Source organism: Mesorhizobium sp. LNHC229A00 (assembly GCF_000502415.1).
GTDB lineage: Bacteria > Pseudomonadota > Alphaproteobacteria > Rhizobiales > Rhizobiaceae > Mesorhizobium.
This window is the reverse complement of the sequence record NZ_AYWQ01000012.1, coordinates 117,862-134,054: the sequence shown is the minus strand read 5'-3', so window position 1 is coordinate 134,054 and position 16,193 is coordinate 117,862. Positions and strand designations below refer to the sequence as shown.

Below are 16,193 nucleotides of genomic sequence, written 5' to 3'. Positions count from 1 at the left end.
GGTCATCAGGCTATTTCTTCTTGTCTCCGGGTGCTACAGGCAGTCCAGCTGCCTTCCAGGCCGTGTAGCCGCCGAGGATGTGCTTGACCGGGGAAAGACCCATGTCCTGCGCCGTCTTGGTGGCCAGCGCTGAACGCCAGCCGCCGGCGCAGAAGAAGACGAAGCTTTTTCCGGAAGCGAAGAAGGGCTTGTGGTAGGGGCTTTCGGGATCGATCCAGAACTCCAGCATGCCACGCGTGACGTGCTTGGCGCCGGGAATTCCGCCGTCGCGTTCGATTTCACGAGGATCGCGCAGATCGACGAAAATGGTGTCTTCGTCCTCAAGCAGCCCTGCCGCTTCCTCGGGCGAAACCACTTCGATCTCGGCGTTGGCCTCATCCAGCAGTTCGCGATATCCTTTTTTCACGTGGTCCCCTCCGGCCGCGGGTTTGCTGGCAAGTCGGATTTCGAGCACAACGGATGGTGTTTGTCACGCTCCGACGATGCCGGCCATGGTCTTCCAAGCGGCCATTGCCCGGCTACCGTCGCCATCAGGGCGGCGCGGGAAGTGCCGTCACGCGCCTGAATCGACATGCCATGCTGGACCGTTGCGAAAAAGATCGCGGCTGCACGGCAATCGAAGTCGGCAGGCAATTCACCCTCGGCCACTGCGCGCTCCAGACGCTTCTTCAGCGCGGTAAGATTCTCGGCGCGCGGGCGCCGCAAATCCGCGCAGATCGCGCCCCGGCTCGAATCTTCGTGCAGCGCACCCCAGCGTAATCAGGCAGCCCTGCGGACGATCACTTTGCGAATAGGCCTTCGCGGTCCGGCGCAACACCGCTCGATCGCAAGCCGCGCCGTTGGCGCCTTTTCCAGCGCGAGCCAGATGTCGGCGCCCTCCACGCGGGAATAGAGGGCGGTCGCCTCGAGGAACAGGGCCTCCTTGCCGCCATAGGCGGCATAGAGGCTCCAGCCTGGGAGCCTACTCGGCCAGCAAGGCGGCGCCGGTCGGCCTGACCAAGGCATTGGCCCGCGACCTCGGGTCACGCGGCATCACCGCCAATGTCGTCCATCCCGGTTCGACCGACACCGACATGAACCCGGCCGACGGCCCGCATGCCAAGCATTAGCGCCAGAAGATGGCCACCCCGCGATTCGGCGAGGCGGACGATATCGCCGGCATGGTTGCCTGGCTCGCCGGGCCGGAGGGCCCGGTTCGTCACCGGAGCCGCGCTGACCATCGACGGAAGGCGCAAACGCGTGAGGCGCCGGGATTCCCGCGGCCGGAGCGCCAGTTCGGTCGCGCCGGCCGTCACGATGTTGTGAAACCGTTCGGCAACAGCCCTGCCGAAATTTATGAAAGCTTAACGAAATCGGTATGAATCGGTATAGTCGCGCCTTACATCCGCCATGCGGTGAGCGGGACGGTCTAGCGTGCGGAACGGGAACCGGTTACGACCGGAGCGGGTGATCGATGAAATTCCTCGGTAACAAAGCAACCGTGATGCCGCTGGTGGCGATTACGGCGACGCTGGCTTTCGGCATGCCTCAGGCAGGGGCCCAGGGATTTTTCGACATGCTATTCGGCGGTGGCATCAGGCATGAGCCGAAAGGCGAGTTTCCGCCTCCTCCGCCAAAGCACAAACCCCAGCCGAACGCTCCGGCCGGCGGCGGCGTGAGGATCAGCAGTCCGTCCTACTATACTTACAAAGCCGACAAGCTGGTGCGTGTCGACTTCTCGACGCTGGCGACGGCGCCGCAGCCGGCTACGCCGCAAGACGCCGCTTTCGTGCCTTCGGCCACGGGTGCTGCCTTCCATGAAGCCATTGCCGGGCTCGCCGACTATGAACTCTATGCCGAGCCCGACATCGCCAAGGCGCTGATCGCGTATTACTCGGCCAACCCGGATTTCATCTGGGTGACCGGGACCACCCCGAACAACCGCGCGCAGGATGCGGTGCGGGTGCTTGGCGAGGCTGCAAGCTACGGCCTCACGCCTGCCGACTACACGGTCGATGTGCCAGCCGCCAGTTCGTCCTCGGCGGATGACGCAGCCAAGCTGAAGGAGCTCGTGCGTTTCGAGATGGCGCTGTCGGCACGTGCCCTGCGCTATGCGCATGACGCCCAGAATGGCCGTGTCGAGCCGAACCGCATGACCGGCTACTACGATTTCCCGGCCAAGCCGCTCGACATGATCGGCGCGCTGAAGACTCTGGCGCATACCCAGGAGGTTCGCACCTATCTGGAATCGCGCCATCCGCAGAATGCGGAATATCAGGCGCTGCGCGTCGAACTGGAAGCGCTGCAGGCGAGCGCCGAGAACGAAATCGTCGTCGATCCCAAGCTGCTGTTGAAGCCAGGCGAAACCAGCCCCGAATTGCCGAAGCTGCTGTCGCTGATCGCGCGTAATCTCGATGACGAAATGGGCGGCACCTATGGCGAGGTCCTGTCGCGGCTGGCAACCAGCGAAGTCTACGTTCCCGAGCTGGTGCCGCTGATCAAGGCGGTGCAGCAGAAGGAAGGCATGAAGGGCGACGGCGTCATCGGTCCACGCACGGTCGCCACACTAGCCGGGACGTCGAAGGCCGACAGGCTGCTGAAGGTGGAGGTGGCGCTGGAAGAATTGCGCTGGCTGCCTTCCGATCTCGGCAGCCCGCGTGTTTTCATCAACCAGCCTGCTTTCACCGCGAGCTATATCGACGACGGCCAGGAAAAATTGAAGACGCGCGCGGTCGTCGGCCGCGTCACCAACCAGACCGCCTTCTTCTACGACCAGATCAAGCAGGTCGATTTCCACCCCTACTGGGGCGTGCCGCAGTCGATCATCGTAAACGAAATGCTGCCGAGGTTGCGCGGCGATCCCGGCTATCTTGACCGGGCCGGCTACGAGGTGACGGATTCACGCGGCAAGCGCATCCCTTCGTCGGCGGTGAACTGGGGCGCTTATGGCGCCAACATTCCCTATAATGTGCGCCAGCAGCCGAGCGAGGCCAATGCGCTGGGCGAACTGAAGATCCTGTTCCCCAACAAGCATGCGATCTATATGCACGACACGCCCCAGAAATCGTTCTTCAAGCAGGATATGCGCGCGCTCAGCCATGGCTGCGTGCGCCTGCAGGATCCGCGCGGCATGGCGGCTGCAGTGCTCGGCACCTCGGTCGATTATATCGCGGAGAAGCTGAAGCACGGACACTCGACCGAGGATGTGACACGCGATATCCCAGTCTATGTCGCTTATTTCACCGCCTGGCCCGACATGTCCGGCAAGGTAGAGTATTTCAGCGACGTCTACGATCGCGATTCCCGGCTGAAGCAGGCCCTGGACGCAACCGAGGCGGTGCGCTCACCCTCGAGCTAGTCGTTATCGCTCCGACAGCGAGCGCCTGAAACCGGCGTCGCGCCCGGCGATCAGCCAATAGATCAGCCCGGCAACCAGACCGGCGGCGGCTATGATGCCGATGTCGGCCCAGCGCTCCAGATCCACTTCCTCCGCCGCGCTCGGCCAGATCAGGAAGAAACCTCCGGCCGCAGCCGCGGCGCCGAAGACCATGTGCAGCATAGCGCTGCGAAGAGAGAAGAATTCAGCGATCAGCGCAAAAATCAGCGTCTGAGGCGCGGTTACCACGATGGTCAGGAAATAGATGAACATGCCGAGCGGCGGTACCACAAAGGCGGCGATCGGCGAGACCCCCAAGAGGTCGAAATAGGCTGGCGCGTTGGGCAGGGAACTCAACGCGGCATAGATCGCCACGACGGCGATCAGACCAACCAGTATGGCGACGAGATAGCCGGCCAGCATCATGAGGACGCGCTTCATCAAGTGCTTCGCAGTCGACATGCCCACCCCACCCTGAAGCCCGGTCCTTCCACAATCAGCCATCAATGGCGAATTGACGCAAGGGGAGACGGAACACGCCTGGGCCCGCTGGTGAAATCCCGCAGCTCAGGCGCCGCCGCACATATGCTGCGAATCCGGGAGAGCCCAGGAGCCTTTCGCGACGAGGTCGACGGAATAATAAACCCGGCCACGGTCGTCGTCCTTGGGACAGTCCCTGGGAATGGAGATCAAGCACATGACGACGGGTTCACCCACCTTCGAGGCGGCAAGGCCAGCCTCGCGATCATAGGACACGGCCCCGCCGCCATTGGTGAATGTGGCCGCGCTGCCCGCTTCGGGAGTAGCCGTTTCCAGCGGATCGTCGCCAAGCCGCGTGGTCAGCGTCTCGATATGCGTCGACGCGCATTGGCCGATCACCGAGGGCAGGGGCTGGTCCTTATTGCCGGGGTTCCGCGCGGCGGCGTCCAGCGCCTTCTTGCCGATCAGCGCGATGGTGTAGTCCTGCATCCAAGACGGCACATTTCCATAGGTCTGCAAGGCGTTGTTGAGCGCGCTGGCGATACAGGCGGTATCGCTCTTGCAAGCATTGCGATCAGCGATCAGCCCGCGGGCAATCTTGCGCTTGTCGCCGCCGAACGCCGGCTCGAATTCCTTGTAGGCCTTCGAAACCAGCAGATCGATCGCCGACAATTGCGTGTCGGCGCAGATCGCCTTTTCCGCCGGCAGGTTTGCCTTGCCGCAGTCGAAGGACGGCCCGTCCGCCGATGCCGGAGAAACGGCAAGGAAGCCGCCGGCTGGGACGATGGCCAATACAGACAGAAGATAGGGTCTAACGAAACATCGCATCATGGCCCCCAAGCCAGCAGGATTGCCCAAGGCGCGACCCGGCGCCGGAGCCTAACATACTCCAGGGATGGACAATTTTGACGCTGGTTTCGTCTTTGAGAATACGCGGACGCAGCGCATTCGCGACGGGGATGTCATACGAACCTTATTTTGGTTCGGCCGTCACAGGATCGAAGACGATTTCGACCTTCGCCTTGTCCGAGGTATAGTAGGTGACGGTGTAGCCGTCCTTGTCCCAGTCGACCTCTTTCACGTAGCGAAACCCGTCACGCTGCTCGACCTTGGCGATGATCTCCGACAGCTTCTTGGCATTGGGTGGCGGCAGTGCAGTTTCGTCCGCGGCAAAGGCGGGTCCGGCGGCGAAAAGAACGGCGACGGAGGCCGCAAGCAGAAATCTGGACATGGTTTTCCCTCAAGTTTCGACGCAAGGAAACTCGCTGTCATGCAGGTTTGTTCCGCACGTGGGTGTCCCGGCGTTGAGCGCCTGTGCAGAAAGGCCCCGCGCCAAAGGGAAAAGACGGGCTGTAGCTGCCGATGTGATGTTCAGCAAAGATGGTGGGCGATGCAGGGATTGAACCTGCGACCCCACCCGTGTGAAGGGTGTGCTCTCCCGCTGAGCTAATCGCCCGCTCGTTGCCCGAAGGCCAAGCGAGCCGCGATATAAGGGAGGCCGACCCATTAAGTCAAGGCAGCGTCTGGTGTTGTCACACAGATCGGATTTGCGGTCTCGCCAAGGCCCGTTCCGTAGAGTTTTCATCGTCGGCGCTCAGTGTGCGGCGGCGCCGATCAACCTTTGCGCCAGATCGAGTGTCAACGCATCGAAATGCGATATCACCGCCGAGGGCTCGAACTCGCGCACATGACGGTCGGTGTAGCCGAAATCGACGGCGACGACAGGAATGCCGGCGGCCTTGGCGGTGTCGATATCGGTTTGCGAATCGCCGACCATCAGGGCGCGGTGCGGATCTCCGCCGGCGAGTTTGATGGTCTCGATCAGGTGGCGCGGATCGGGCTTGCGGAACGCGAACGTGTCCTGCCCGGCAATTGCCGCGAAATGCCTGGTCAAGCCGAGTGCTTCGATCAGCGCCAGCGAATTGGCCTGGTATTTGTTCGTGCAGATGGCCAGCAGATAGCCGGCCTTCTCAAAACGGGCAATCGCCTCGATCACGCCGGGGTAGGGGCGGGATTTGCCCGGAATGTTGTCGGTGTAGTGATCGAGGAACAGTTTCAGCAGCCGGTCGTGCTCCTCGACCTTGAGGGATCGTTGCTGCGCGGCATGCGCCCGTTCGATCATCACCCGACCGCCATGGCCGACGAAGCGTTTAAAGCCGGCTTCGTCGACCGCCGACAGTTCGCTGGCCGCCAGGCTGTGGTTGAGGCTGTCGAGCAGGTCCGGCGCCGTGTCAATCAGCGTTCCATCGAGGTCGAACACGATGATCGGGCGAGTCATGATCCATCCTGCGCAGGTTTGTGCATGGGCAGGCGATAGCGGCTGCGACGCGTTAAGGCAAGCAGACCGGCGAGACGGCCCCAAGGGCTTTGACCCGGCTTGCAAAAATGCTAGGAGCCGAAAACGCTGAAGCGCGTCGCGTCGAACGGACTCATGCGGCGCGCTTCTGGTCTTTATCTTTCATGCATGTCGTTTTCCCAAAGCCGAGGTCATTTTGGGCGACATGCATTCGGTTTCGGGGCAGCAAAGCAGCATGGATGCGAGGCTATTGAAGGTCGAGGCCGCGCGGGCGGCCCTTGCCCATGTCAGCGACGGCATGCGGCTCGGCATCGGCACCGGCACCACTGCCGAGGAGTTCGTGCGGCTGCTTGCCGACAAGGTCGCCACCGGCATGACCATAACAGGCGTGCCGACCTCTGAACGCACTGCCGCGCTGTGCCGCGAACTCGGCGTGCCGCTGTCGACGCTGGGGGAAACGCCCGAGCTCGATCTCACCGTCGACGGTGCCGACGAGGTCGACCCGGAACTGACATTGATCAAGGGCGGCGGCGGCGCGCTGCTGCGCGAGAAGATCGTGGCCGCGGCCTCGCAGCGCATGATCGTCATCGCCGACCGTTCGAAGATGGTCGAGACACTCGGCCGGTTTCCGCTTCCGATCGAAGTCAACCGGTTCGGCCTGCGCGCGACCGAGATCGCCGTGACCATGGCGGCTGGAAATCTCGGCCTTTCCGGTGCGGTGACATTGAGGATGACGGGGAGCCAGCCTTTTGTTACAGACGGCGGCCATTTTATCCTGGATGCATCTTTTGGCCGCATTCCGGATACAAGAGCGCTTTCGAATGCTCTCCACGCCATTCCTGGCGTGGTTGAGCATGGTCTTTTCATCGGGCTGGCGTCAGCGGCCATCATCGCCGGCGGCGACGGTATCCAAACTGTCCATGCCGCCCGAAAACCAGGGAGTTCTACCGATCATGATGTTGCATAACCGGGTTCGCCGTCTTTCCGTCCTTGTGGCGGCTTCGGCCGTCTTCGCGTTCTCCTCGCCTGTCTTCGCGCAGGACGTCACGGAATCGCATCTGAAGGCCGCACGCGCCGCGGTCGCCGCGATCCATGCGACCGACCCGTTCGACAACATCCTGCCGCAGGCCGCCGCGGCGCTCGAATCGCAGCTTATCCAGAAGAACCCTGACATGCAGGAACTGATCGGCAAGACGATCAACGAGAAGGCACTGGCGATGGCCTCGCGCCGTGCGGATCTCGAGAAGGAAGCGGCTCTTGCCTATGCGAAGGTGTTTTCCGAAAAGGAGCTCTCCGACATCGCGGCGTTCTACAGCTCCGAGTCCGGCAAGAAGCTGCTCGACAGCGGCCCGACCGTGACGCGTGACCTCGTCAAGGCCGCCGACATCTGGCAGAACGGCGTAGCGCGCGATCTCGCCCAGCAAGTCGGCGAGACTCTGGCTGCGGCGGCAAAAGCCAAGGCGCCGGCCGCACCCGCCGATGCGACCGCTCCCGCGGACGGTGCTGCTCCGGCGGATAGCGCAGCCCCCGCCGACGGTTCTGCGCCCGCGGACGGCACGCAGAACTGATCGAGATCTTTTCGACGGCCTTGCGGCCATCTGTGAAGCCCGGCTTGTCCGGGCTTTTCTTTTGACGGTTTGCGGCCTACCTGTCAGTCGCATTTTGGCGTTCAAGGAGCCGCTTCATGGCCGGTTATGACTACGACCTCTTCGTCATCGGCGGCGGCTCTGGAGGGGTGAGGGCAGCGCGGGTCGCCGCAGCGCTCGGCAAACGCGTCGGCATTGCCGAAGAATCCCGTTTCGGTGGGACCTGCGTCATCAGGGGCTGCGTGCCGAAGAAGCTCTATGTCTATGCCTCGCAATTTCCCGAGCATTTCGCCGATGCCGTCGGCTATGGCTGGACAGTGCCGAAAGCCAGTTTCGACTGGCAGACGCTGGTAGCCAACAAGGACCGCGAGATCAGCCGCCTGGAAGCGATCTACAAGAAGAATGTCGAGGGTTCGGGTGGCGAGACGTTTCACACGCGGGCGATGATCGTCGACCCGCACGTGATCCACCTCCTGCGTGAGGATCGCACCGTCACCGCCGATCAGATCCTGATCGCCACCGGCGGCCGTCCGGCGGCGCATCCGGCGCTGCCCGGCCACGAACACTGCATCTTTTCCAATGAGGCTTTCGACCTCAAGGAACTGCCAAAGGCGATCATGATCGAGGGCGGCGGCTATATCGCGGTCGAGTTCGCCAACATCTTCCATGGCCTCGGCGTAGACACCACGCTGGTCTATCGCGGCAAGGAAATCCTCGGCCGCTTCGACATGGACCTGCGGCGCACGCTGCATGAGACGATGGAGAAGAAGGGGATAAAGATCCTTTGCCATTCCGTCTCCGAATCGGTCAGCAAGCGGCCGGACGGGCGGCTCGACGCGCAGCTCATCGGGGGGCAGGTACTGACGGTAGATCAGGTGATGCTGGCCATCGGCCGCATCCCCAACACCGAGAATATGGGCCTCGAAGGCATAGGCATCGAGATGACCGCCGCGACCGGTGCGATCAAGGTCGACCCGTATTCCCGCACCAACATCGACAATATCTGGGCGATCGGCGATGTCACCAACCGCGTGCAGCTGACCCCGGTGGCGATTCACGAAGCCATGTGCTTCGTCGAGACGGCCTTCAAGGACAATCCGACGGCGCCCGACCACGACACGATCGCAACGGCTGTCTTCTCGCAACCGGAAATCGGCACGGTCGGCCTGTCGGAAGACGAAGCCGTCAAGCGCTTCGCCGATATCGAAATCTACCGCGCCAGCTTCCGGCCGATGCGGCACACGTTGTCGGGCCGTGACGAAAAGATGCTGATAAAGCTGGTCGTCGATGGCGCTTCGCGCAGGGTTCTCGGCGCCCACATATTGGGGCCGGATGCCGGCGAAATGGCACAGCTGCTCGGCATCCCTCTGAAGGCCGGACTGACCAAGGACGACTTCGACCGCACGATGGCCGTGCACCCGACCGCCTCCGAAGAGCTCGTCACCATGTACAAGCCGACCTATCGGGTGAAGGACGGCGAGCGCGTCTGACGTGCCTGACGCGGCTCTGCCGCCGCCAGCCATGGCCGGCGGCGGCGGTCGAACCGCTACAGCAAGGTGCCGCGCAGGATGACGAGCGCCACCGAGAAATAGATCACCAGTCCGGTGACATCGACCAGCGTGGCGACGAACGGCGCGGATGCACTGGCTGGGTCGAAACCGATCCGTTTCAGGGCGAAAGGCAGCATCGATCCCGACAGCGAACCGAAGGTGACGATGCCGATCAGTGCGGCACCAACCGTTGCGGCAATCAGCAGCCAGTGCGGGCCATAGTCATAGAAGCCCACATACTGCCAGAGCGCGATGCGGCAGACGCCCACCACGCCCAGCATGGCGCCGAGCACGAGACCGGTAGGCAGTTCGCGCAACGCCACCCGCCACCAATCACGAAGGCCGATTTCGCGCAGCGCCAACGCGCGGATGACCAGCGAGGTCGCCTGCGAGCCGGAATTGCCGCCGGAGCTCATGATCAGCGGGATGAACAGCGTCAGCACGATCGCTTTCTCCAACTCGCCCTCATAGCTTTGCATGGCATTGGCCGTCAGCATCTCGCTGATGAACAGCGCACAGAGCCAACCACCGCGCTTCTTGATCATGGCGAGAAAGCTCATCTTCATATACGGCTCGTCCAAAGCCTCCATGCCGCCAAAGCGATGCACGTCTTCGGTCGTCTCCTCGATCATCGCGTCGATGATGTCGTCGATGGTGACGATGCCGAGGATCTTGCCGTTGTCGACGACCGGGACGGCGAGCAGATCGTATTTGGAGATCGTCTGCGCCAGGTGTTCACGATCCGTCAGCGGAGTGACCGTCACCGGCACGCGATCCGGCGCTACCGACAGGATCGGGTCGTCCGGTTCACCGGTGATGAGCCGACGCAAGCCCGTCGACCGCACCAGGAGATTTGTCCGCGGATCGACGATGTAGATTGCATAGACGGTCTCGCGCGTCCGTTCGACCTTGCGGATGTAGTCGAGCGTGCGTCCGACGGTCCAGTCGGAGGGCACGCTGACGAACTCCGTCGTCATGATCGAGGCGGCGCTGCCTTCGGGATAGCCCAGAATGGAAAGCAGGGTGGCGCGCAGCGGCGGCGCCAGCGCACCGAGCAGCTCGGAGCGTGCCGGCTCGTCGAGCTCGCGCAGGATGTCGGCCGCGCGGTCGACGGACATGGCTGTGAGCAGCTTGCTCGCCTTGGGACGGGGCAGGGCCCCCGCCAGTTCGGCCGCGCCTTCGAGCTCAGGCTGGTCGAAAATCTCGACCAGCCGTTCGAAGGGTACGGCGCAAAGCAGCTCCGTCGCGGTTTCGCGCGATTCATGGTTGAGCACGTCGACAAGGTCGGCGACGTGATCGTTGGCAAGGATGCGGGCGATGGCGACGGCCTCGTCGTCCGCTACGGGGAAAAAATCGTTCATGGCTCACTCCTTGCCGTCCGGCAGGACATGAACCATTCAGGTCACGTCTAGGCGGACGGCGGTTGCGTTCGACTGTGACTGTCGCCAGGCATGGCGCGGTGACCTTTCTGCTTGCGGGTTCGCTTTTGACTGCTGCAAGCCGGCGCAACATAAGAGCGCGCCTTGCCGAGTCAATCGCCGTGAGGAAGGAAACAGTGCCGAACGGCTCTATTCGCGAGACTGTGATCACCGTGGATCGGTCACCGTGGCAAGCCACGGTGACATCGCCGTTATTTCTGCTTCAGCCGGCGCGAGAAACGCGTCCATTTGTCCTCGACCGGCCTTGGCTGGGCCAGGATCGTGGTGAGTTCCAGCGGCAGGCTCGGGGCAAGCGGCCTCTTGGTTGCGACGCCGTCGGCGATCAGGACCATCGAGTGGTAGAACTCGGTCCCGGCCGCAGATCTCGGTGCCACGGCTTCGTGCATGACACTGATCACCGTCACATCGGGGCAGTTGTCCTTGATGGCCTGGTGGAAGGCAATCTTGCCGTCAGGGTCGAGAGCCCCGGTGGCCTCGTCAAGGAACAGCAGGCCCGGTTGCTGCAGGATGATACGAGCCACCACCAGCTTCTGCTTCTGGCCGCCCGAGAGGACTTGATCCCAGCTCTTGCCCTCGCGGCTTTCATTGGCCATGTGTTCGATGAAATCGCCAAGGCCAGCCTTGTGCAGTGCCGACGCGACCTGGGTATCGCCATGGTCACCTTCGGAGCCTGGCAGGCAGACCAGCTGTTTCAGCGACACCTGCGGCAGCTTGACCTCCTGGGCGGCATAGAAGCTCTTGACTCCCTCCGGGAAGACGATGGTGCCGCGGCCATAGGGCCAGAGGCCGTTGATCGCCTTGATCAGCGAGGTCTTGCCGCACCCGGATTCGCCTTTCAGGAAGGTCCATTCGCCGCGCCGGAAGCGCAGGTTGGCGGAACTTAGGAACGGTGTCGCATCCTCACCCTGATGCGCCAGCTCCAGCTTCTGGATGGTCAGGCCGAAGACCGGATTCTGGCTGGCGTAGTGGAAGTCGGAACGGCCGCTCTGGCTGTAGAATTCCTGCGGGTACTGGACTTTCTCGATCGCGTTGGCGAGCTCCGTCACGCGCTCGCTGTTGGCGCGCAGCGTGGCGATGGCGGGCATGACATGGATGAACCAGGAACACTGGCTGATGAGTTGGGCGACCATTTCAGAGCCGGTGATGTAGCCTTTATAGTCCAAGCGGCTGTGGATGAACGGCACAAGGCCTGGAGCATAGGCGACGATACGGGCGCCGACGAAGTTGTAGATCAGCTCGAACGACATATAGCTGGTGTTGACGACATTCAGCCGCCCCCAGGTGCGATCGATGTCGACATAGAGCCGGTCGTGCATCCTCTTCTGCACGCCCTCGCCATGCGAGGCGGCGACATGGAAGCTGCGGCGCAGGAACGTCGTCAGTTCGCTACGATAACTTCCCTCGGCCTTCTGCATGCGAATATTGAGCCGTTCCAGCAGGCTGCCGAGCTTGACGGCGATCCAGGTGTTGAGGGGGACGTATGTGGCAACCGCGAGAAGGGCGAGAACAGCGCTCCCATAGCTCCCAAGGAACTCCAGGCCTTTGACCTCCACTGACGACTGCAACAGGTTCTGGCCTATAAAGTAGAGCGAAGTCGCCAACCCCAGCACGCCCATGGCGAGGCCGATCGCACCGCCGGTCATGTCCTTGATCGATTCCTGGATGCGCTGGTCGACATTGTCGGGCGCAACGATGCCGCCGTCCGCGGAACCATGTTGAGCGTGAAAATGGGTATGGTTGCCGTCGAGCAAGGCCTGGTTGAATTGGTCGTTCAGCCAGCCACGCCATTTGCGATGCAAAGTTGCCGAGACGAGATTGCGCACACCGGTGAAGCCGACATCCTTGAGCATGACCAGCAGCACCAGTATGCCGGCGTTGGTCAGGATTGTCTCCAAGGGGCTGGTGTTGGCCGCATCGTGCAGGAAGGCGATCGAATTGACCAATTCGCCCGACGCCATGGCGAACCACACGCTAGCCTTGCTGGACAGCGCTGTGAGCAAGGCTATCACCAGCGTCAGCGCCCAGGCTTCCTTCCAGCGGTCCGAGATCCAGTAGGCTCGCACGAGCCCCCAGAAATTGCGCATCGAGGATACCGGCGTCAAATGCGACCGCCCTGCGGCGTCGCTGCGTAGTCCATCCGGTACTGACTCTTGCGATCGCCTGCCGATCCGAATCACGATCCCGCCCAAACCTTTTTTGTTTTGTTACGGATGGTAACACCAATTGATCATTTTCCATTAATTTTTAAACCAGGCCTATGGGATTGCTCTCGCGGCCGTTGCACTGAGGCAACAGATTGAAGATCAATCGCCAGCAAAACGGAGGGCCGACGATCAGAAAATCTTGAAAGGTTTCAGCAGCTTGGACGCGGCGAACGGGGCTGCTGTCGATCTTCCCCTGGGGAAACCTGGCACACGGTTTCGTGATTCAAAAAATCATGAGGGCCGGGGATCAACGCCGATTCCGTGCTGCGGCGAAGTCGCCAGTATCGCATTGGAACAGCGGGAGTGCAGGATCGTTCTCTTGCCCATTTGTCGATCAAATGGGTGATCCGCACCGGCCCAATGGCAAGCGGCTCTTTCATCAGCTACGCCAAAATGGAGGAGAAGTGGCGTCCGCGGGCCCTCAGACAACCTTCTCCAACTCGCCACGCGCCTTGGCCGCCCCGACCTGACGGATCGCATCGGCCAACGTGTCGGCATCCTGCGCGCCCATCACGGCATATTTGTCCTCGAGCAGGAAGCACGGCACGCCTGTGATGCCCATGCGCGACGCGGTGGCGATTTCCGTGCGAACCGCCTCGACATCAGCGTCACTCGGCAAGAGCGTTTCAACAACAGCGGCGTCCATTCCGGCCTCGCGGGCAGCTTCGACCAAGACGGTGTGATCGCCGATATTGACGCCCTCCTCGAAATTCAGCTGGAACAGGCGGCGCACCAGTCGGTTCTGAACGTCCTCGCCGGCGGCACCGGCCCAGCGGATCAGCCGATGCGCGTCGAGCGTGTTCGGCGCCACCTTAATGGCGTCGAAAGCAAAGGAAATACCTTCAGAGTCGCCAAGCGGTTCGATGCGGGCGTGAATTTCGCGAATGCGCTCGTCGCTGCCGAACTTGGCTAGCATATAGTCGTGGCGGTCCTTGCCTTGCGGCGGAATGGTTGGATCGAGCTGGAACGGCCGCCAGCGTACATGCACTTCGACATCGCCGGCCGCGGCGATCGCCTTGTCCAGCCGCTTCTGACCGATGAAGCACCACGGGCAGACGACATCCGACACCACATCGACGGTTATGGCGTTCGCTTCGCTCATCTCGATCTCCGGGTTTCAGTTCGGTTTGCGCCACCATGTTGGCAGCTGATAACCGAATATGGGCGTCTTGCGCGGATGTTCCAGATAATTCCAGTAAGCAAGCCACTGCTGCGTATTGTACTGCATCGGCACCATGTAATTGCCGGAGATCAGCAGCCGGTCGAGAACGCGAACCGCGGCGACGTAATCTTCTTTCGAACGGGCTCGCAGCATTGCGTCGATGGCCGCATCGATCGCCGGATCGGCGACACCGGCGAGGTTGAACGATCCCTCGGTCCTGGCCGCGGCGGACGACCAGCGCCCGATCTGCTCGATCCCAGGAGACAGCGAATTGTTGAAGCCGCTGGAGCCGATCAGGACCTCGAAATCGAAACGCTGCTTGCGCGACTGGATCTGGTCGCCGTCCAGGCCGCGGATGCTGACATTGATGCCGATCTTCTCAAGCGTGCGCTGATAGATGCCGGCCAGACGTTCTTCATCCTGCGAGGCGGTCAGAATCTCGAAGCCGAAAGGTTTGCCGTCGGAATCGATCATCGTGCCGTCCTGCACATGGTAGCCGATGCTTTTCAGAAGATCGAAAGCGGTCTTCAGCACCTTGCGGTCCTGCCCCGAACCGTCCGTCACCGGCGGTTTCCAGGTGCCATCCATGACGTCGGCCGGCACGCGGCCGGGATAGGGTGCCAGCAGTGCCTTTTCCCTGTCATCAGCCGGATGGCCGAGCGCGGAGAGCTCCGAGTTCTGCCAGTAGCTCATCGTGCGGGTGTACTTGCCGCCGAACAGGTTCTTGTTGGCCCATTCGAAATCATAAAGCATGCCGAGCGCGCGCCGAACCACGGGGTTGGAAAACTTCGGCAGCCTCGTGTTGAACAGAAAACCTGTCACGACGGGTGGAATGCCTGTATCGAAGGTTTCAGCGACAACATCTCCCCTATGAAACGCCGGAAAGTCGAGATCGCGCTCGCGTTTCACCGGATCGCTGTCGTCGTCGATGGCGCAAAGACCCTTCTTGAAGGCTTCGAGCTTGGCGTTGGCGTTGAGAAAATACTCGATGGTGATCTGGTCGTAATTGTCGAAACCGCGCTTGGCGGGAATGTCCTTGCCCCAATAGTCGGGGTTGCGCTTGAAGACGATGCGCTGGCCGGGCGTCACCTGTGCGATCCCGTAGGGACCGCTGCCGATTAGAGGCTTCAGCGTCGTCCTGTCGAAAGTGTCGATGTCGAAAGCGTGCTTGGGGATGATCGGCGTCAGCGCGATGATCAGGGGAAACTCACGATCAGATCGGAAGAGCACACGTCTGAACTCCNTTGGCGGGAATGTCCTTGCCCCAATAGTCGGGGTTGCGCTTGAAGACGATGCGCTGGCCGGGCGTCACCTGCGCGATCCCGTAGGGACCGCTGCCGATTAGCGGCTTCAGCGTCGTCCTGTCGAAAGTGTCGATGTCGAAAGCGTGCTTGGGGATGATCGGCGTCAGCGCGATGATCAGGGGAAACTCACGATCGGCCTTGTCATTGAAGGTGAAGCGCACGCTATGGTCGCCCGTCTTTTCGAGCTTGGCGATCCTGGCCATGCGGTCGCTGTAGGGCGGACGGCCTTTCTGCGTATAGGCATCGTAGGTGAACAGCACGTCTTCCGGCGTCACTGGCTGACCATCCGACCATTTGGCATTCGGGTTGAGATGGAATTCGACGCTCTTGCGCTCGGGATCCAGGTCGGCGGTGTCGGCCAGAAGCCCATAGAGGGTAAAGGCCTCGTCGGCACTGCGCTGCATCAGCGGTTCGAAGACCAGATTGCCGTAAATTGTGTCCATCATGCCGCGCGCGGTCGTGCGCAGGCTTTTCAGGATGAAAGGGTTGAGATTGTCGAAGCTGCCGACGACGCAATAGGTAATGCTGCCACCCTTCGGCGCGTCGGGATTGACGTAGCTGAAATGGGCGTAGTTCGGCGGCAGGGCCGGTTCGCCCTGCATCGCAATCGCGTGTTGCGGCTCCGACAGCGCCGGTGGCGACGACAGGCTGAGAAACGATAATGCGGTGACCAGCCAAACAAGAACGCGGCCCATGACCGTCTCCCTAACAAGTCGGCTTGATGATTCGGTGCGCACCCTAGCATGGGGCACCTGCGTGGCGGCCAATGGCGTCGTCAAGAATTACCGGTGCGCGGGCTGGATTCGACGCCGCTTGC

The 16,193-nt window shown here is 61.9% G+C and carries 13 protein-coding genes, 1 tRNA gene and 2 pseudogenes; 6 read left to right on the top strand and 10 right to left on the bottom strand.

Features of this window, described 5'->3' with window-relative positions:
* Positions 1 to 10: 10 nt before the first annotated feature.
* Complete coding sequence (locus X742_RS148065) at positions 11 to 406, bottom strand: rhodanese-like domain-containing protein (protein ID WP_023773735.1); 396 nt, start codon at positions 404 to 406, stop codon at positions 11 to 13.
* A gap of 53 nt (positions 407 to 459) precedes the next feature.
* Between X742_RS148065 and X742_RS1000000174885 the strand changes: the two genes are divergently transcribed.
* From X742_RS1000000174885 to X742_RS148075, 3 genes and pseudogenes are all read left to right on the top strand, one after another.
* Positions 460 to 759: a hypothetical protein gene (locus X742_RS1000000174885; RefSeq protein WP_023773734.1), complete on the top strand. Its 300-nt coding sequence runs from the start codon at positions 460 to 462 to the stop codon at positions 757 to 759.
* A gap of 188 nt (positions 760 to 947) precedes the next feature.
* Positions 948 to 1,227: pseudogene (locus tag X742_RS1000000172825) on the top strand (SDR family oxidoreductase); the annotation flags it as partial.
* 226 nt (positions 1,228 to 1,453) lie between these two features.
* Positions 1,454 to 3,337: a murein L,D-transpeptidase gene (locus tag X742_RS148075; protein ID WP_023773731.1), complete on the top strand. Its 1,884-nt coding sequence runs from the start codon at positions 1,454 to 1,456 to the stop codon at positions 3,335 to 3,337.
* Between the two features lie 3 nt (positions 3,338 to 3,340).
* Here X742_RS148075 and X742_RS148080 read toward each other — a convergent pair whose 3' ends face one another.
* The 5 genes from X742_RS148080 to X742_RS148100 all read right to left on the bottom strand — a co-directional run bounded on the left by X742_RS148080 (position 3,341) and on the right by X742_RS148100 (position 6,113).
* Positions 3,341 to 3,817, bottom strand: coding sequence for a hypothetical protein (locus X742_RS148080; protein ID WP_023773730.1), 477 nt, complete (start codon positions 3,815 to 3,817; stop codon positions 3,341 to 3,343).
* 105 nt (positions 3,818 to 3,922) lie between these two features.
* On the bottom strand, positions 3,923 to 4,663 hold the full coding sequence (locus tag X742_RS148085) for a lysozyme inhibitor LprI family protein (protein WP_245275587.1): 741 nt from the start codon (positions 4,661 to 4,663) through the stop codon (positions 3,923 to 3,925).
* Between the two features lie 145 nt (positions 4,664 to 4,808).
* Positions 4,809 to 5,066, bottom strand: a complete 258-nt coding sequence (locus X742_RS148090) for a PepSY domain-containing protein (RefSeq protein ID WP_023773728.1) — start codon at positions 5,064 to 5,066, stop codon at positions 4,809 to 4,811.
* 150 nt (positions 5,067 to 5,216) lie between these two features.
* Positions 5,217 to 5,291 (bottom strand) — tRNA-Val (locus X742_RS148095).
* Positions 5,292 to 5,429: 138 nt separating this feature from the next.
* Complete coding sequence (locus tag X742_RS148100; protein WP_023773727.1) at positions 5,430 to 6,113, bottom strand: phosphoglycolate phosphatase; 684 nt, start codon at positions 6,111 to 6,113, stop codon at positions 5,430 to 5,432.
* 253 nt (positions 6,114 to 6,366) lie between these two features.
* Between X742_RS148100 and rpiA the strand changes: the two genes are divergently transcribed.
* From rpiA to gor, 3 genes are all read left to right on the top strand, one after another.
* Complete coding sequence (gene rpiA / locus X742_RS148105) at positions 6,367 to 7,098, top strand: ribose-5-phosphate isomerase RpiA (RefSeq protein WP_023773726.1); 732 nt, start codon at positions 6,367 to 6,369, stop codon at positions 7,096 to 7,098.
* Positions 7,085 to 7,699, top strand: a complete 615-nt coding sequence (locus tag X742_RS148110) for a DUF2059 domain-containing protein (RefSeq protein WP_023773725.1) — start codon at positions 7,085 to 7,087, stop codon at positions 7,697 to 7,699. Before rpiA ends, X742_RS148110 begins: the two co-directional genes overlap by 14 nt.
* Positions 7,700 to 7,815: 116 nt before the next feature.
* Positions 7,816 to 9,207 carry a glutathione-disulfide reductase gene (gor, locus tag X742_RS148115; protein WP_023773724.1) on the top strand — a complete coding sequence of 464 codons (1,392 nt, stop codon included), beginning with the start codon at positions 7,816 to 7,818 and terminating at the stop codon, positions 9,205 to 9,207.
* A 56-nt stretch (positions 9,208 to 9,263) separates the two neighbouring features.
* Here gor and mgtE read toward each other — a convergent pair whose 3' ends face one another.
* The 4 genes and pseudogenes from mgtE to X742_RS0137690 all read right to left on the bottom strand — a co-directional run.
* On the bottom strand, positions 9,264 to 10,628 hold the full coding sequence (mgtE, locus tag X742_RS148120) for a magnesium transporter (RefSeq protein ID WP_023773723.1): 1,365 nt from the start codon (positions 10,626 to 10,628) through the stop codon (positions 9,264 to 9,266).
* 269 nt (positions 10,629 to 10,897) lie between these two features.
* Entirely contained in the window at positions 10,898 to 12,790 is a 1,893-nt protein-coding gene (locus tag X742_RS148125; protein ID WP_023773722.1) for an ABC transporter ATP-binding protein/permease, read from the bottom strand.
* 541 nt (positions 12,791 to 13,331) lie between these two features.
* The gene (locus X742_RS148130; protein WP_023773721.1) at positions 13,332 to 14,012 is read right to left on the bottom strand and encodes a DsbA family protein; all 681 of its coding nucleotides are present in this window, start codon (positions 14,010 to 14,012) and stop codon (positions 13,332 to 13,334) included.
* Between the two features lie 1,306 nt (positions 14,013 to 15,318).
* Positions 15,319 to 16,071, bottom strand: a pseudogene (locus X742_RS0137690) (ABC transporter substrate-binding protein); the annotation flags it as partial.
* Between the last annotated feature and the right edge of the window lie 122 nt (positions 16,072 to 16,193).